General features: G+C 73.5%; 17 protein-coding genes. 9 read left to right on the forward strand and 8 right to left on the reverse strand.

The window, feature by feature from the left end; genetic code table 11:
• Positions 1–57: 57 nt before the first annotated feature.
• Complete coding sequence (locus ABD143_RS36505; protein ID WP_343987861.1) at positions 58–450, forward strand: hypothetical protein; 393 nt, start codon at positions 58–60, stop codon at positions 448–450.
• The gene (locus tag ABD143_RS36510; protein ID WP_343987863.1) at positions 447–1,097 is read left to right on the forward strand and encodes an MOSC domain-containing protein; all 651 of its coding nucleotides are present in this window, start codon (positions 447–449) and stop codon (positions 1,095–1,097) included. Before ABD143_RS36505 ends, ABD143_RS36510 begins: the two co-directional genes overlap by 4 nt.
• Positions 1,098–1,146: 49 nt before the next feature.
• Here the strand turns inward: ABD143_RS36510 and ABD143_RS36515 are convergent, their stop codons facing one another.
• Both ABD143_RS36515 and ABD143_RS36520 read right to left on the reverse strand, forming a co-directional pair.
• Entirely contained in the window at positions 1,147–1,566 is a 420-nt protein-coding gene (locus ABD143_RS36515) for a MarR family winged helix-turn-helix transcriptional regulator (RefSeq protein WP_343987866.1), read from the reverse strand.
• 147 nt (positions 1,567–1,713) lie between these two features.
• On the reverse strand, positions 1,714–2,679 hold the full coding sequence (locus ABD143_RS36520) for a zinc-binding dehydrogenase (RefSeq protein ID WP_343987869.1): 966 nt from the start codon (positions 2,677–2,679) through the stop codon (positions 1,714–1,716).
• Positions 2,680–2,723: 44 nt separating this feature from the next.
• On the opposite strand from ABD143_RS36520, the gene ABD143_RS36525 reads away from it, so the two are divergent.
• Positions 2,724–2,927: a hypothetical protein gene (locus ABD143_RS36525; RefSeq protein WP_343987872.1), complete on the forward strand. Its 204-nt coding sequence runs from the start codon at positions 2,724–2,726 to the stop codon at positions 2,925–2,927.
• 90 nt (positions 2,928–3,017) lie between these two features.
• On the opposite strand, the gene ABD143_RS36530 is transcribed toward ABD143_RS36525, so the two are convergent.
• Positions 3,018–3,863, reverse strand: a complete 846-nt coding sequence (locus ABD143_RS36530) for an NAD-dependent protein deacetylase (protein WP_379659765.1) — start codon at positions 3,861–3,863, stop codon at positions 3,018–3,020.
• A 75-nt stretch (positions 3,864–3,938) separates the two neighbouring features.
• Here ABD143_RS36530 and ABD143_RS36535 point away from each other — a divergent pair, with 75 nt between their 5' ends.
• Both ABD143_RS36535 and ABD143_RS36540 read left to right on the forward strand, forming a co-directional pair.
• Positions 3,939–4,355, forward strand: a complete 417-nt coding sequence (locus ABD143_RS36535) for a nitroreductase/quinone reductase family protein (RefSeq protein ID WP_343987876.1) — start codon at positions 3,939–3,941, stop codon at positions 4,353–4,355.
• A gap of 248 nt (positions 4,356–4,603) precedes the next feature.
• Positions 4,604–5,182 carry a TIGR03086 family metal-binding protein gene (locus ABD143_RS36540; protein ID WP_343987879.1) on the forward strand — a complete coding sequence of 193 codons (579 nt, stop codon included), beginning with the start codon at positions 4,604–4,606 and terminating at the stop codon, positions 5,180–5,182.
• A gap of 1 nt (position 5,183) precedes the next feature.
• Here ABD143_RS36540 and ABD143_RS36545 read toward each other — a convergent pair whose 3' ends face one another.
• The 3 genes from ABD143_RS36545 to ABD143_RS36555 all read right to left on the reverse strand — a co-directional run bounded on the left by ABD143_RS36545 (position 5,184) and on the right by ABD143_RS36555 (position 8,762).
• Entirely contained in the window at positions 5,184–5,957 is a 774-nt protein-coding gene (locus ABD143_RS36545) for an enoyl-CoA hydratase-related protein (RefSeq protein WP_343987882.1), read from the reverse strand.
• Positions 5,954–7,897 carry an ATP-binding cassette domain-containing protein gene (locus ABD143_RS36550; protein ID WP_343987884.1) on the reverse strand — a complete coding sequence of 648 codons (1,944 nt, stop codon included), beginning with the start codon at positions 7,895–7,897 and terminating at the stop codon, positions 5,954–5,956. Before ABD143_RS36550 ends, ABD143_RS36545 begins: the two co-directional genes overlap by 4 nt.
• 67 nt (positions 7,898–7,964) lie before the next feature.
• Positions 7,965–8,762 (reverse strand): helix-turn-helix domain-containing protein, encoded by a 798-nt coding sequence (locus ABD143_RS36555; RefSeq protein WP_343987887.1) that lies wholly within the window; start codon positions 8,760–8,762, stop codon positions 7,965–7,967.
• Between the two features lie 86 nt (positions 8,763–8,848).
• Between ABD143_RS36555 and ABD143_RS36560 the strand changes: the two genes are divergently transcribed.
• A complete protein-coding gene (locus ABD143_RS36560) occupies positions 8,849–9,256 on the forward strand; it encodes a PaaI family thioesterase (RefSeq protein ID WP_343987890.1) in 408 nt (135 codons plus the stop codon).
• Between the two features lie 92 nt (positions 9,257–9,348).
• Positions 9,349–9,603 (forward strand): hypothetical protein, encoded by a 255-nt coding sequence (locus ABD143_RS36565; RefSeq protein ID WP_343987893.1) that lies wholly within the window; start codon positions 9,349–9,351, stop codon positions 9,601–9,603.
• A gap of 28 nt (positions 9,604–9,631) precedes the next feature.
• On the opposite strand, the gene ABD143_RS36570 is transcribed toward ABD143_RS36565, so the two are convergent.
• Positions 9,632–10,747, reverse strand: a complete 1,116-nt coding sequence (locus ABD143_RS36570; protein ID WP_343987896.1) for an LLM class flavin-dependent oxidoreductase — start codon at positions 10,745–10,747, stop codon at positions 9,632–9,634.
• A 279-nt stretch (positions 10,748–11,026) separates the two neighbouring features.
• On the opposite strand from ABD143_RS36570, the gene ABD143_RS36575 reads away from it, so the two are divergent.
• Entirely contained in the window at positions 11,027–11,845 is an 819-nt protein-coding gene (locus tag ABD143_RS36575) for an N-formylglutamate amidohydrolase (RefSeq protein ID WP_343987899.1), read from the forward strand.
• Positions 11,846–11,848: 3 nt separating this feature from the next.
• Here the strand turns inward: ABD143_RS36575 and ABD143_RS36580 are convergent, their stop codons facing one another.
• The gene (locus tag ABD143_RS36580) at positions 11,849–14,056 is read right to left on the reverse strand and encodes an FGLLP motif-containing membrane protein (RefSeq protein WP_343987902.1); all 2,208 of its coding nucleotides are present in this window, start codon (positions 14,054–14,056) and stop codon (positions 11,849–11,851) included.
• A gap of 326 nt (positions 14,057–14,382) precedes the next feature.
• On the opposite strand from ABD143_RS36580, the gene ABD143_RS36585 reads away from it, so the two are divergent.
• Complete coding sequence (locus ABD143_RS36585) at positions 14,383–16,299, forward strand: FAD/NAD(P)-binding protein (RefSeq protein WP_343987906.1); 1,917 nt, start codon at positions 14,383–14,385, stop codon at positions 16,297–16,299.
• The last annotated feature ends 38 nt before the right edge of the window (positions 16,300–16,337 follow it).

Below are 16,337 nucleotides of genomic sequence, written 5' to 3' on the forward strand. Positions count from 1 at the left end.
TGATCCCGTCGGCGCCGCCTCCGTGACCCGGACGTGGCAACTGTCTACCCTGGACGAGTGCAGGTGGGGCCCATCTCGGTGTCGACCCCGGTCGCCGCGGTCGCGCTGGGGGTGGTCCTCCTCCTCGGAGTCCTCGCCGGCCGGGCAAAGGCGCGCTGGATGCTCCTCGTCGCCGGGCTGGTGGGCGCACTCGTCGCCGGGATCGTGGTCACCGCCATTGGTGGTGGCCCGCCGGGTGACGACTCCGCCACGGAGATCACGGCGCTCTACCGCGTGACCGTCCCGCTTGCCGTCGCGTTCCTGGCCGGGTGGCTGTGCGGTCGGGGCTCGTGGCTGCGCAGGCTGCTCGTGGTGGCCGTGGCCGCTGTGCTGCTCGCGTCCTTCCCGTACGACGCCGCCGGCCGGGCGACGGCCGATTCGCTGCTTCGATCTTCCGAGGTGAGCCAGTGACCGCAGGCCGTGTCGAGTCCGTCAACGTGGCCGAGGTCCGCACCGACCCGTGGACGCGGGTCAAGGGCGGGCGTTCCGGCATAGACAAGCGACCGGTCGACGGGCCCGTGCTGCTGTCGGTGGACGGCGTGGCGGGCGACACGATCTGCGACACGAAGAATCACGGCGGCCCGGATCAGGCCGTCTACGCCTACTCGACCGAGGATCTGGAGTTCTGGACGGCCGAGCTGGGCCAGGCGGTGCTCCCTGGTGGGGTCGGGGAGAACCTGACGCTCTCGTGCGTCGACTGCTCGGGCGCGGTGATCGGCGAACGCTGGCAGGTGGGCGCGGCGGTGCTTCAGGTGCGCGGGCCACGCACGCCGTGCCGCGTGTTCGCCGGGTTCCGCGGCGTGCCCGACCTCGTCAAGCGGTTCATCGCCGCCGGCCGGCCCGGCGCGTACCTCGCCGTGGAGCGGCCGGGGCACGTGCGGGTGGGCGACGTCGTGACGGTGCTGGACCGCCCTGGGCACGGCGTCACTGTGGCCGACGTCATGGCGGCGTCCACTGTCGCCCGCGAACGGACCCCGGAGATCGCGGTGGCGCGCGAGCACCTCGGGGCGCGTGGGCGGGACTGGCTAGATCGCACACTCGCGGTATTGGGGGAGTGACTTTTCGGGGGCGGGGAGTCGGCGCCGGGGCTGTCGGGGGATCGACGGGTTAGCCCGCGGCGGTGGGCTGGCGTGCGAGTGCTTCGAGGAGCTCGGCGAGCTGGGCCCGCTCTGCGGTGTGGGGGGAACCGAGCGCGTCGCCTGCGCGGCGTTCCACACGCCCGCAGACTCGCTCGACCACGGCCCGCCCCGCCCCTGCGAGGTGGACGAGCACCCTCCGCCGGTCGACCGGGTCGGTACGCCGGTAGGCGAGCTGGGCGGCGACCAGCCGGTCGACCACCCGGGTGGCGGTGGGGGCGGGCAGAGCGGTGTGCGAGGCGATCTCGCCCATGCTCCGGCCGCCACCACGGGCGAGCATCAGTAGCACCCGCCAACCGTCGCGGCTGACTCCTTCCGCCGAGGTGACCGGTGACAGCGAGGAGGCGACCGCGCGGTCCAACCGGTCGAGCAACTCGACCAGACCTGTCACTCGCGGCGCCGGAGCGTAAGGACCGCCCGGCGCCATTCGACTTGATGGCTCAGACACGGTCGCACACACTACGTCCTGTGAGGGCGAGTCGGGGTTCGCACTAGCGAGGCGTGCTCGACGAACGGCTGGTTCAGCGCGACGGGCGGTTCATAAAGTAAAGACAATTTTGCCTGGGGTGTCCCCGTCGAGCATCGCGCGGAAGCCCTCCTGGGCCTGATCCATCGGGAGTTCGAGCCCGATCTCGGGGGATATGCCGGCCTCCGAGACGAAAGCGAGCAGGTCGGCGAGCTCGTCGCGAGTGCCCATTGTGGATCCCACCACCTGCAGCTGGAGGAAGAACAACCGCTGCAGGTCAGCGCCCGGGTTGGGGCCGCTCGTGGAGCCGGAGACGACGATCACGCCGCCCGGCTTGAGCGAGCGCATCGAGTGCGACCACGTAGCGTCGCCGACGGTCTCAAAAACCGCGTCGACGCGCTCCGGGAGACGCTCACCGGAGGGGAAGGTTGCGTGCGCTCCGAGCTTCTCGGCGATGGCCCGTTTCGTCTCGGTGCGCCCCGTCACCCACACGCGCATCCCGGCGGCGCGCCCGAGCTGCACCAGGGCGGTCGACACCCCGCCCGACGCGCCCTGCACGAGCATGGTCTGCCCTGGCCGGAGGCCGGACTTCGTGAACAGCATCCGGTACGCGGTGAGCCACGCGGTGCCCATCACCGAGGCCTGCACGGTAGAGAGGCCGGGGGGCTTCGGCACGGCGTTGCGCCGCGGCACGACCACCTTCTCGGCGAACGTGCCCTGGTGCTTCTCCGTGAGCAGGGTCCGCCGGGGGTCGAGGGTCTCGTCGCCGCGCCAGTCGGGGTCGCCGACCACCGAGTGCAGCACGACCTCGGTGCCGTCCGGGAGCGTCCCGGCGCCGTCGCACCCGAGGATCATCGGGAACTGGTCGGGCTTGATGCCCACCCCGCGCAGCGTCCAGAGGTCGTGCATGTTCAGGCTTGCGGCCGAGACGGAGACCTCGACCCAGCCGTCGGGGACATTGGGCGCGGGGCGCTCTCCGATGGTCAGCGAGTCGAGGGGAGATTCGGCGTTGGGCTCGGCGGCGTAGACGGCGAACATGCCTCGCAATCTAGTGCGCGCCGGCCCGGTCTAGTGTGTGAGTCGTGGTGCGGGCTGTGGCGGATTGGTGGGATGCCGTCGAGCTGTGGCTCACCCAGCTCTCCTTCGTCTTCCAGGTCGTGCTCGCCGTCGTCGTGGTCCTGCCGCTCTGCTGGGGCGTCGCGGTGGGGGTGGACCGGCTCGTCGACCGCGTCGCCGCCCTCGTCGACGCGCGGGTGGCCGCCCGCCGGGCCGGCCGCAACCAGTGACGGCCGTCCGCATCTGAAGGCCGCGGAGGCGCCGTTCGACGGGCCGACGGTGGCCCACTGGCCGGGCGTGCTCGCGGCGCGGGACTGAGATCAGCCGCGGTTGTCCGCGGCAGCCGCGGCGACCGCCGTGAGCACCTCGGAGCAGCCGCCGTCGACGACTACGTCGGCGAGCGCGTCCCCCCGGGTCCGGCCCCGGTTGACGATCACGACCGGCGTGCCGCGCTTGTGGGCGTGGCGGACGAACCGCAGCCCGGACATCACCGTCAACGACGAGCCTGCGACGAGCAGCACGCCCGCGGCATCGACCATCGCGTACGCCCGCGCCACCCGGTCCTTCGGCACGTTCTCCCCGAAGAACACCACGTCGGGCTTGAGTGCGCCGCCGCAGCCGGTGCACCAGGCCACCTGGAAGCCGTCGACGGCGGCCAGTTCCGCGTCGCCGTCCGGGGCGGACTCGACGGCATCGCCCACCGCTTCCACGAAGCCGGGGTTCAGCGCGGTCAGCCGGGCCTGAAGGGTGTCGCGGGGGCTGCGCTGCCCGCAGCCGACGCATGTGACGTCGGAGATGCGGCCGTGCAGGTCGATCACCGCGTGGCTGCCCGCGGCCCGGTGCAGCCCGTCGACGTTCTGCGTGATCACACCGTGCAGCGCGCCCACCCGCTCCAGCTCGGCGACCGCCCGGTGCCCGCGATTGGGCTCGGCGTGTGCCATCCGCGCCCATCCGACGTGGCTGCGGGCCCAGTAGCGGCGCTGGGCAGGCAGGCCGGAGAGGAACTGCTGATAGGTCATCGGGGTGCGGGGCGGGGAGCCGGGGCCGCGGTAGTCCGGGATGCCGGAGTCGGTGGAGAGCCCGGCGCCGGTGAGCGCGACGATCGGCCGGCGGGCGAGCACGGCCAGTGCCCGGCTGAGCGACCGGTCGGCCTCCAGGAGGTCCACGCCGACCAGGCTAACCGGGGCGCGCATGTCGCGTTCGTGCAATTGGGGCCGGAAGCGACGCTGTTTACTGCGCCCATGGACCGAACCTACGTCGACGAGACCAACCGCCGGGTGATCACGGAGTTCCGGGCAGGCGGGCCCGTCGAGGGGATGCACCGCGAGCGGCTCGTCCTGCTCACGACCACCGGCAGGCGGTCGGGCCGGGCGCACACCGTGCCGATGATGTTCCATCGCGACGGCGACCGGGTCCTCGTCATCGCTTCGGCGGCAGGCGCACTGCGACACCCGCACTGGTACCTGAACCTGGCCGCGGACCCGGCGGTCACCGTCGAGCTGCCGGACGAGTCGTACGCGGGCGTGGCCGAGACCCTCGGCGGCGAGGACCGCGAGCGGACGTGGGCGATGCTCAAGCAGACCTACCCGTTCTTCGCCGACCACGAGGCCAAGGTCGAGCGGGAGATCCCGGTGGTCCTGCTGCGCCGAGCCGAGTGACCGGTCGGCGACACCCTCGGGGCGCCGCAGGCTCTGCACACACATACGCGTCCACCCCTCTTGCCGGTCGGCCGTGAGGTGCACGTCAGGCCTGTTGGATCTTGGTTGGAGCGCTCTCACGTTCATCTCACCGCCGCACCCGGTGCGTGGATGTGTGCAGAGCCTGGTAGCGCTCCCCGCCTGTCGCGTTCGTGCAATACCGGCCGACGGCCGCATGCGACTCTCTTGGCATGGATTCCGCAGATCACATGACGAGGAGCATCGAGATCGCGGTCGCCGCCATCCGCGGCGCCGACCCCGCCCGCTTCTCCGCCCCGTCCCCGTGCAGCGAGTACACCGTCGAGCAGGCCGTGAGCCACCTCGCGTTCGGCCTGCTGCTCGCCCAACGTGCCGGCGAGCGCGAGGCGTGGGACCCGGAGTGGAGCGGCACCGACACGGCGCCCTACCTCGTCGGCGAACCCGCGCAGCGGTGGGGCGATCTCGCCGCCCGGCAGGCGAAGGCCACGGCGCGCGCGTGGGCCGACCCACGAGCGTGGGAGGGCGCGACCACCTTCGGTGGCGGCGAGATGCCGGCCGCGGCCGTCGGGTCGATGATGACGGCCGAGTTCGCCGTCCACGCCTGGGACGTCGCGGTGGCCACCGGCCAGCCCATCGAGGTGCCCGCCCCGCTCGGCGAGACCGTGCTCGAGGGTGTGCTCGCGATCGCCCCGATGGGCCGCGACGGTGGGTGGTTCGCCCCGGAGGTGCAGGTGCCCGGCGACGCCCCGGCCTTCGTCCGCGCCCTGGCCGCGTCGGGCCGCGATCCACAGTGGACGCCCGGGGACTGACCTACAACGCCCACGCGGGCGGGCGCTTCTCCGCGAACGCCCGCATGCCCTCCTGGCCCTCGTCGCCCGCGAAGAACTTCGCCGACAGCTCCTGCATGGCGGCGAAGCGCTCGCCCATTCCGCCGTCGCCGCGCAGGAGCTCCTTGGTGGCAGCGAGGGCTCCGGGCGCGCCGTGGCGGAGCATCTCGGTATAGCGGTGCACCTCGGCGTCGAGGTCGAAGCCCGGCACCGCGCTGTTGACGAGCCCGATCTCCGCGGCGCGGTTGCCGTCGAACGTCTCGCCGGTGAGGAACAGCTCATAGGCGGCGCGGGGCAGCAGCCGCGGCAGCACCGTCACCGAGATGACCGCAGGCACCACGCCGATCCGGACCTCGCTGAACGCGAACGTGGCGTCCTCGGCGGCCACCGCGATGTCGCACGCCGCCACCAGGCCGACGCCGCCTGCCCTCGCCGGCCCCGCGATACGCGCGACGACGGGCTTGGGGGAGGTCCAGATCCGCTCCAGGATCGCCGGGAACTCGTTGACGCCCTGGCCCGCCGCGTCGGCGCCGCGGGCCTCCTTGATGTCCATGCCGGAGCAGAACACCCGGCCGGTGTGGCTCAGCACGACCACCCGCACCTCGTCGTCGGCGATCGCCCGGTCGAGCCCGGCCAGCAGCTCGCGGCGAAGCTGCGCGGACAGGGCGTTGCGGTTGGCGGGGGAGTCCAGCGTGAGGGTCGCGACGCCCGCCGCGACGTTGAGGTGCACCAGTTCGCCGGGCCGGGTGTCGGTCATGCGGGGACCGTATCCGGTGTGTCGTCCTCGTCGGAGTACGCGCGCGCCTGGATCGTGAAGAGCTCGTGGTAGGTGCCGCCGCGGGCCATCAGCTGCTCGTGCCTGCCGTGCTCGACGAGCCGCCCGTGCTCCAGCACGAGGATCTGGTCGGCGTGCTTGACGTTGGCCAGCCGGTGCGTGACGAGCACCGTGATCCGCGCCCCGCGGGAGTGCAGGCCCGGCACGGCGAGCCCACGCAGCGTCCGGAACACGGCGTGCTCGGCACGGGCGTCGAGCGCGGCCGTGGGCTCGTCGGCGATGACGACGGGCGCGTCGCGGTAGAGCCCGCGGGCGACCGAGACGCGCTGCCACTGCCCGCCGGACAGGTCGCGCCCGGCCTGGAACTGGCGCGACAGCACCGTGTCCCAGCCGGCCGGCAGCTCCGCGACCACCGAGTCGGCCTCGGCACGGGCGGCGGCGTCGGCGAGCCGCTCCCCGCCGGGGTCCGGCAGTTCGAGCCGCCCGATCCGGACGTTGTTCTCCGCGGTCATCGGCCACCGCAGCGGGTCCTGCATCACGACGGCCACCCGCGCGTGCAGCTCCGCGGCCGGGACGGTGGCGGTGTCCACGCCGTCCCAGGCGACGCTGCCTTCCGCGGGCAGGTACAGCCCGGTGATCAGCTTCGCGAGCGTGGACTTGCCGGAGCCGTTCTCGCCGACGAGCGCGATCACCTGGCCGCGGCGCAGGGTGACCGTGACGTCGTCGATCGCCCGCTCGTCCTGCCCGGGGTACTGGAACGACACCCCGGACAGGGCGATCACGTCCGGGTCACCTGCAAGCCGGGCCGTCGGCTCGGCACGGCGCCGCGTGCGCGCGTCGGTGAGGCAGGAGCGGTAGAGGGCGACGTACAGGCTGGCCTCGTAGAGGCGGTTCGTCTGATAGACCACCTGCGACACCGCCTGGGCGGCCGTACGCATGGCGACGGCGGCCGCCCCGGCGAGCGCGAGCGGCAGCCCGCCGGTGTAGAGCAGCAGGCCGAGCACCAGGTAGGCGAGCGCGCTGCCGATCCCGGCGAACGTGCGGCCGAGCACCTGGACGATGGTGCGGTCGCGGGAGAGCCGTATCGCGTCGGCCGTGATCTCGTCGCCGATGCGGCGGTGCTCACCGAGCAGCACCGCCTGCGTGGTGAAGGCCCGCACCTCGGCGGCCGCGTCCCGGTCGGTGATCAGGTTGCTCGTGACGCCCCGGCGGCGGTGGGCCGAGTTGGTCCGCAGCACGGATGCGAACATCAGCCGTGCCGCCCGAACGGACGCCCATCCTTGCGGGAGGGCGGCGAGGAGCACCACCGGCGCGAGCACGGGGTGCAGCGCGCCCGCCGCGCCGACGGCGGCGACGAGCGACACGACCGACGCGATCAGGTTGCCGGTGTCGTTCACGGCCTCGCGGATGCGCCCGGGGCCGAACAGGGCCGCGCGCTCCACCAGATCGGCGAAGTCGGCGTCGTCGAACGCGGCCAGCTCGACGTCGAGGATCACGTCGTGCAGCAGCTCGTGCGCGCGCTGCTCGACGCGGGGGACGAGCGCGCCCTGCACCGCGGCGATCGTCGCGTCGAGGAGACCGCGTGCGGCGAAGGCCGCGACGACCGCGGCGATCGCCGGCAGCGCGGACAGCAGGCGCTCCGGGGTCGGGCCCTGCTCCAGGAGCTGCGTGAGGACGTCGGCCGTGGCGAGCAGGCCGAACGCGGTGACGGCGCCGGCGAGCAGCTGCACCACCCCGGCGATCACGGTGAGCCGCGGCGAGGTCCGCCACGCCCAGCCCACTGCGAGCGTGACCGTGTGCGGCGCCGCGCGCGCCATCGCCAGCACTCCGGCCTTCGCCGTGGACTCCAACCCGAGTGCCCACGGCGGTGTGGTCATGTCGTCCACTCCGATGAGCGGGGCAGGCCTCTGCTGCTCTCCCACCCGTCCCCCTCACGCCGCCCCGGAACCGCCCATCGTTCCTGATCTCGGCCCGTGAGGAGACGGAGTTTCAGCCGAAGCGTTCTCGCAGGTAAGAGCTGGTCGCGTCGTCTGCGGGGAAGAAGCTCTCGATCGCGATCTCGTCGAGCGTGACGTCCAGTGGCGCCCCGAGCACTGCGACCGTCGAGAACAACGTCAGCTCCTGGTCGGGGTGGCGCAGCCGCAGCGGCAGCACGATCCGGTCGCGCGGGTGCGCCGCGGGATCGAGCCCGGCGGCGCGGCAGTAGCCGACCAGCTCGTCGAGCAGCACCCGCAGCCCGGTGGTGGCTGCCCGCTCGGCCTGCCTGCGCACCCGCGACACGAGGTGTGCCGCGTACTCCTCCAGGTCGGCGACGTGCGGGGCGAGCCCACGCGGATGCAGGCTCACCCGCAGGACGTTCACGGGCGGGATGAGCAGCTCGGGGTCCACGAGCTCGGTGAGCATGGCGACTGCCCGGTTCGCCGCCTGCATGTTCCACGAGCCGTCCACGAGGACGGCGGGGTAGGGCTCGTGGCCGGTCAGGATACGGCGCAGGGAGCGGTGCACCTCGCCCAGCTCCGCGTCATCCAGTGAATGCTGCGTATAGGCCGCGGTGTACCCGGCCGCCATCATCAGCTCGTTGCGCCCGCGCAGCGGCACGTCCAGCTCCTCCGCGAGCAGCAGCACCATCTCGCGGCTCGGCTTGGACCGGCCGGTCTCCAGGAAGGAGAGGTGCCGGGCCGACACGTCGGCCTGGAGGCCGAGGTCGAGCTGGGTGAGCCGGCGGCGCTGGCGCCAGTCGCGCAGGAGCGACCCGAATGCGGTGGCGGTGGCGGTCGCTGTGGTCATGGCGGCGACGCTAGTCGCCGGTGTGTCCGCGTTCGATGACCTCGGGGGTAATGGACCGGCGTCGGCGGCCGGGCCATGGTGCTCGCATGACAGCCACCGACGAGCTCACCGCACAGATGCACGCCGCCATGCCGTTCATGGCACTCCTCGGGGCCACCGCGGTGCAGGCCGGTCCGGACGAGGTGGTGCTGTTCCTGGGTTGGGACGCCACACGCTGCACGACGGGCGGGCTGATGCACGGTGGCGCGCTCATGGCGCTCGCCGACGCCGCGGGCGGCTGGTGCGCGATGCTCAACCTCCCGGACGGCGCCACCGGGACGGCTACCACCTCGTCGAACACGCAGTTCCTGCGCCCCGTCACGGCCGGGCACGTCGAGGCCGTCGCGCGTCCGCTCAAGGTCGGGCGCACGGTGATCGTCCTCGACACGGACCTGCGCGACGCGGCGGGGACGCTGGCGGCCCGGGTGACGCAGACGCAGGCAGTACTGCGTTAGTTCCCTGCCACCGGATGCGTCACAGGTGGGAGCGGCGGCGGGAGCGCGATGGCACCGTGGAACGGTCCGTTCCCCGCCCGGAGGTCTCACTCGTGATCACGTTCGAGGACTGGCTCGTCACGCAGACGGCCGCTCCCCGCCCGCGCAGCACCCTCGCCCAGCTGATGCTCGACGGCCGCTTCGCCGAGGTCGACCTGGGCGCTCGGACCACCCGCGACGCCCTGCGTGACCTGCTGGACGCCTTCGAGCGCGACGCCGACGGCCAGTGGGTGCGCAGCACGCCCCTTCCCCCGCGTCGGGGCACGGGCGGCGCCACCGCCCGCCCGCGCACCCGCCCGGCCGCCTGACGGTGCGCCGGCCCGGTAACCAGCCGGGTCAGGCCGGGACGGCGTTCCGCGCCTGCTCCGCATCGCGCTTCGCGACCTCCGCCCGCACCAGCGGGATCACCTCGCGGCCGAACTCGGCGGCGTCCGCCAGCAGGTCGTAGCCCCGCGCCGAAAGGATGCGGACGCCCAGGTCGTAGTAGTCCATCAGCGCGGCCGCGACCGTCTCCGGTGTGCCGACGAGCGCGGTGGAGTTGCCCGCCCCGCCGGTGGCCTTCGCCGTGACCGTCCACAGCGCGCGGTCGTGGCGCTCGCCCTGCTCGGCGACGGCAAGCAGCCGCTGCGACCCGGCGTTCTCCGGGTCGGTGAGCTTGTGGCGGCGGGTGATCGGCGCGGTGCCGCCCTTCGTCAGGTCCTGGATGCGGGCGACGGTGGCGTAGGCCTTCTCCCAGGCCTCCTCCTCGGTGCGGCCGAGGATGGGGCGGAACGCCACCTGGAACGTCGGTGCCGGGCGGCCGGCGGCAGTGGCCAGCCCGGTGATGGTGCGGATCTGCTCGGCGGTGCCGGCGAGCGGCTCGCCCCACAGCGCGTAGATGTCGGCTTCCTCGGCCCCGACCTTGTACGCGGCGGGCGACGAGCCGCCGAACGAGATCAGCGGGCGCGGCTTCTGTGCCGGTTCGACGTCGAGCACGAAGTCGGAGAAGTCGTAGTGCTCGCCGTGGAAGTCGAACGGCTCGCGGGAGGTCCAGGCCTTCTTGAAGATCTGGATGGCCTCGCGGGTGCGGTCGTAGCGGAGGTCCTTGGGCAGCGTGTCGCCCTCGCGCTGCTGCTCGTGGTCGTTGCCGCCGGTGATGACGTGCAGGGTGAGCCTGCCGTCGCTGATCTGGTCGAGCGTCGCGACGGTCTTGGCGGCGAACGTCGGGTACGAGACGTTCGGGCGGTGGGCGAGCAGGAGCTGGAGCCGTTCGGTGCGGCAGGCGATCAGCGCCGCAGCCTGCGCGGGGTCGGGGCTGCCCGAGCCGTACGCGGTGAGCACGCGGTCCCAGCCGGTGTCCTCGTGGGCACGGGCCAGCGCGAGCGTGTACTCCTTGTCGAACGCGGGGCCGGAGCGCGGGGTGGTCTCGGTGCCGTTGTTGGTGGCACCGATTCCAAGGAACTCGACGGGCATGGTGGGTCCTTACGGGGTGGTAGTGGGTGTCTGGGCTAGGGAGCGCGCTGAAAAGCTCGGGCCTACTGCGCGACGCCCAGGCGACCACCTCGCGGCGTTGTCGTCGGGCCCGATACAACAGCGGTATCGGGCCTCTCCTCCGCCTTGCGATGCGGCCACCTGGACGCCGCTCGCTACGGCCGGAGCTTTTCAGCACCCTCCAAGCAGCCCGGACACGCCGCCGAGCAGACGCGACCGAGGTCGACGTGCGGGCGGGTCACCAGCGGAACCCGGATGGTCATGTCCTCCACTCCAACACCAGGTGCCCGGGCCGTCAACCAGACTGGGTCCGGCGATCCCACGAGCCCCGTGCTGCTGCACGTCCCGCACGCCGGGACCGAGATCCCGGCCTGGACCCGGCGGCACATCGTGCTCGACGACGCCGAGCTGGCGGCCGAAGTAGCGGCGCTGACCGACCACCGCACGGACGAGATCGCGGCCGCGGCCGCGGACCGGGCAGCCGTCCGGCCGTGGATGCTGGTCAATCCGGTGTCCCGGTTCGTCGTCGACCCCGAGCGGTTCCCCGATGAGCGGGAGGAGATGGCCGCCGCCGGGATGCCTGCCGTGTACACGCGGGGCACGCGCGGCCAGCCGATCCGGGCCGATGACCCCGCCCACCGCGACGCGCTGCTCGCCGCGTTCTACGAGCCGTGGGGGAAGGCCGTCCGCGCGGCGGTGGACGCCCGGCTCGCGGCCACGGGTCACGCCGTACTGCTGGACGTGCACTCCTACCCGTCGGCGCCGCTGCCCTACGAGCTGCACGCCGACGGCGAGCGGCCCGCCGTGTGTCTCGGCACCGACCCGGCGCACACCCCGGCGTGGCTCGTCGCCGCCGCGCTGGAGGTGTTCGCCCCGCTCGGGACGGTCGGGCTCAACTCCCCGTTCGCGGGCACCTACGTCCCGCTCGCCCACTACGGCAGCGACGAGCGGGTGCTCTCGCTGATGGTGGAGCTGCGCCGCGACCTGTACCTGACCGAGCCCGACGGCCCGGCCACCGCAGCGTTCCCGCAGGTCGTGGCCGCGCTGGCCGAACTGGTGAACCGCTGCACGCGCCGGTAGGAGTCAGCCGACGAGCTCGCGCTCCCGGCGCACCGCTGTGGCGGGCTCCGTGCGGTAGTGGAACCACGCCCAGAACGCCGCCGCGGCGAGCAGGTAGGCGCCCACCAGCACGGCCAGGAACGTGGAGCGCCCGGCGAGCGCGCCCGCGTCGGAGGACGCGGCCAGCAGCACGTGCACGAACACGAAGGCGCCGATCCCGGCGAGCACCGCCCATACGACCTTCGACCAGCGGAAGAGCGCCGCGCCGTCGAGGAACCCGAGCGGCACCAGCATGAACACCACGTTCCCCGCGGCCGCCCCGGCCACGGCGGTGAGCGCGGCGTCGAGGGTGTCGGGGAGGAACGAGCCCCGCGCGCCCGCCGCGGCGACCACCGCGTCCCGGGAGAACCATGCGATCAGCCCCACCACCGAGAGGCTGACGGCCGACACAGCGACGGCCGGGCCCTCCTCGTCGGGGCGCAGGGCCTTGGCCGTGCCGAACGCCATGAGCGTGCCCAGGATCAGCCCTGGCTCGAGCCCGAACACCCGGGAGGCCACCACACACGCGAGCCCGAGCAGCAGGAAACCGGGGAACAGCGACAGCTGTCCGCGGATGCCCCACCACTGGTCCATGTACGCCGAGCGCGGGACCTGCTGCGCCACTGTGATCACGAGGAACGCGAGCGCCAGCCCGAGCACGAGGGCAAGCGAGGACTCGTCGAACCAGAGCGCCGGCTCGAGGAAGGCGTAGAGCACCGCGCCCGTGGCGGCCACCGCGGTCACAGCGGCGGCGAGGGGCAGCCGCTCGGTCCACGCGATGACCGCGGGCACCCGAAGCCGCGCCAGCGCCGCGCCGATCCGGCGCGCGTTGGCCTCGGCCGTGCTGTTGACGGCACCGACCGGGAGAGCGAGCACGGCCAGCAGCCCGAGCGTGAGCAGCAGGCTCTGCGCGATGGCGCCGAGGTCCCAGCGCACCTCGGCCGGGGAACGCAGCGCGTCCGCGAACGAGACGGCCGCGATCCCGCGGTCGTACTCCGGTGCGTCGCGCGAGAGTGGGGCCGGCGGGCTCGGCACGAGCGGTTCGGCCGCCGGTGGCTCGACCGGCAGCGGGCCTGCGGGCGCCGGACCGCGCACGTCCTGCGGCGGGACGAGGGCGCCGGTCCAGTCGAGCCCCGACTGCATCGAGCGGTCCGCGGCGTCCCCCGCTCCCGGCAGCACCGCCGCGGCGATGCCCACTGCGGCGCCGGAGTCGGCGGGGAAGCCGACCGCGGTGGTCGGGGCACGCCGGGCCGGGGTCGCGGGCGCGGCGGGGTCGGCAGCGGATGCCAGGGCGGGCTCGACCCCCGAGCGCTCGGCAGGCGATTGCGCCGGGACGGGCACCGCCTCGGCGTTCGCGCTGTCGTGCACGTTCGACCTCGGCGCGGAGCGGGTCTCGGCCGCGTCACCGGACGCCGAGCGGGAGTCGTCATCGGAGTCGCCCGGGGCGAGGATCGAGCCAGGTCCGAGGATCGAGCCGAGCGCGGGTCCGCCGAGCGGCAGCCCCGGCACGAGCGGCTGCTCCGTCGGGAGCACGCCGGGGCCGTAGGAGACGTCGTCGAGGAGCATCGAGGCTCTGGTCACGCTGTCGCCGACGCACGGCCCGTCGCCGAACCGGACGGGCGCGGCGTTGTCGAGGTCGACCACGCCACCTGCGCGCTTGCTGACGGTCTCGCCGTCCACCGCAACGGACAGCGCGCTGCCGTCGCGGCTCACGGAGATCATGTGCCACTGGCCGTCGTGGACGTTCGCCGGGTGCAGCACGCCGACGCCGCTGTTCCCCGCGCCCCGCAGCTCCGCGAACACCTGCCCGTCGCGGGTGCGGACGTCGAGGAAGCTGCCGGGGCGGCAGCTTGCGCGCTTACTGAGCACCTGCTCGTCCGCGCCGCCTGCTCCGGAGAAACGAGCGGAGAACCGCAACGTGAACGGGCGGGTGCCGAAGTTGCCCTCACTCGCGTCGTCGGCGGCCAGGTGGCCGCGGCCACCGAGCGCGAACGCCTCGTCGTCCTGGTCGCCGCTGCGCCCTGGCCCGTAGTCGGCCGGACCCGACCACACGAGGCCCGGCCCTCCGTACTCGTCGCTCGTGCCGTCGCCGGTGTAGTACCGGGGAGACGGGTTGTCGACGGCGAGGGCAGGTGTCGCCGCCGCCACGGCCAGCGCACACGCCAGCGCGACCGCGGTGACGGCCCGCCGCATCAGGCCGCTACGCAGTGTGATCCCCGCCCCTCGAAATTCGTCGCCCGGCTCCGGGTGCAGCCGGGCCTGCAATCCAACAACGACCTGGGACGCGATGGGAAACGATCAATTTAGAGCCGATCGGGGAACGGCTCTCACCAGTACGAATGACCCCCGAAGGGGGTGTGTGCCGAGTCTCGGAGGCTGTGTGCCGTGGGGCGGCGCCGCTTACAGTCGAGGCGTGGGGATGCAGCTCGTGCGCCGGTGGCATGTCGACCTGTGCCGTACCAGCGCCGCGCTCTGAGGTTCCGGGACCGCCTGTTCTGTCCCGCCTCGAGAGGAGCACTGTGTCGCCTGCCATCGCGATCGTCGGAGCCGGCCCCCGCGGCGTCGGCATCCTGGAGCGCATCGGCGCGAGCGCCCCGGAGCTGCTGGCCGCCGGTGGCCCGCTCGACGTGCACCTGGTCGACCCCTACCCCGCCGGTGCCGGGCGGATCTGGCGGCACCAGCAGTCGCCGCTGCTCGCGATGAACTCGATGGCGGCCGACGTCACGATGTTCACCGACTCGTCCGTCGTCTGCGACGGGCCGATCCGGCCGGGCCCCTCGTTCTGGGAGTGGGCGCAGCACCTGCAGGACTTCGGGGAGCCGCCCGCGCTCCCACCGGAGGGCGTCGGTCCCGAGCTGGCCGCCGAGCTGGCTGCCGTCACCGCGTCGACGTTCCCGAGCAGGCGGCTGCAGAGCGCCTACCTGGGTTGGGTGCTGCGTGAGGTGATCGCGGACCTGCCGCCCGGGGTGCGCGTGCACCTCCACGCCACGCGGGCCACCGGGCTCACGGAGGACGGCCCGACGCAGGTGCTGCACCTCGAAGGCGCCCCGCCGCTGCTGGTGGACGTGGTGGTACTGGCGTCCGGGCATCTCGACGCCGCACCGACACCCGGCGAGCAGGCGCTCGTGGAGCGCGCGGCGGAGCTGGGCCTGCGCTACCTCCCGCCGGAGCAGACGACCGACTCCGACCTCTCGGTGCTGAAGCCCGGCGAGACCGTACTGGTGAGGGGCCTCGGGCTGGCCTTCATCGACCTGGTCGTGCTGCTGTTCGAGGGCCGCGGCGGGCGGTTCGAACCCGACGGCGACGGGCTGCGCTACGTGCCGTCGGGCGCCGAGCCGCGACTGGTGGCCGGGTCGCCGCGTGGCGCGACCTACCACTCCAAGACCCACTACGCCCTTCGCGCCGACCGGCCGCCCCTGCCGCGGTTCTTCGGGCCGGACGTGGTCGACGCGCTGATCGCCTCCGGTGGGCCTGTGGAGCTGCGGGACCAGGCGTGGCCGCTGATGGCCAAGGAGATCGCCTGGGGCTGGTACCACGAGCTGTTCCTGGGTCACCCCGGCCGCGTCCGGGTGCCGTGGGCCGAGTTCGCCGCGCGGTACGCCGAGCTCGACTGGGACTCGCCCGCGATGGCGGCGCTTCTCGCCGACGCCGTGCCGGATCCGGTCGACCGCATCGATTTCACCGCGCTCGACCGGCCCCTCGACGGCCTGCGCGCCCGCGACCTCGCCGCGCTGCAGCCGCTGGTGCGCGAGCGGATCGCCGAGGACCTGCGCCAGCACGTCGACCCGGCCCACACGCCACACCTCGGGGCGTTCGTCGCGATGCTGTCGGTCTACGGGGAGACCACCCGTCTCGCCGGGTCGGGCGTGCTCTCGCAGCGCTCGCGAGCGTTCGACCTCGCCTGGTGGCAGGGCTTCTTCAACTCGGTGGCGAGCGGCCCTCCCGGGTTCCGGGTGCGCGAGCTGCTCGCGCTGTCGCGGGCCGGGTTCGTCGACTTCCTCGGCGCCGGCATGTGGGTGGACGTCGCCGACGGTGAGTTCCGGGCGGGCAGCGCCACCCTGGAAGGCGCGCCGCCCGTCACCGCCCGGGTGCTGGTGGACGCGCGGCTGCCGGAGCCGAGCGCGTCCCGCACGGGCGACCCGCTGCTCGCCGCGCTCGTCCGGGACGGGGTGGTCAGCGAGGACGTGCTCACCGACACCGACGGCACGGTGCTGCGCAACACCGGCCTGATCCGGGTGCGCCCGGCCGACGGGGCGGTGGTGGACGCGGCGGGGCGGGTGCACCCGCGGCTGTTCGCGGTGGGCCCGCACACCACGGTGAAGGTGGCGGGCGCCTTCACGCGGCCCGGGATGAACGCTCAGAGCCTGCGCTACAACGACGCGGTCGCGAGAGCGGTCCTCCGCGCCCTGCCGGCGGCAAGGGAGGCGGCGGCGTAAGCCCACCCGTTCGGGAGCGGCGGAAGTCGGGGGCGGGG

Source organism: Pseudonocardia aurantiaca (genome assembly GCF_039526725.1).
Classification (GTDB): domain Bacteria; phylum Actinomycetota; class Actinomycetes; order Mycobacteriales; family Pseudonocardiaceae; genus Pseudonocardia; species Pseudonocardia aurantiaca.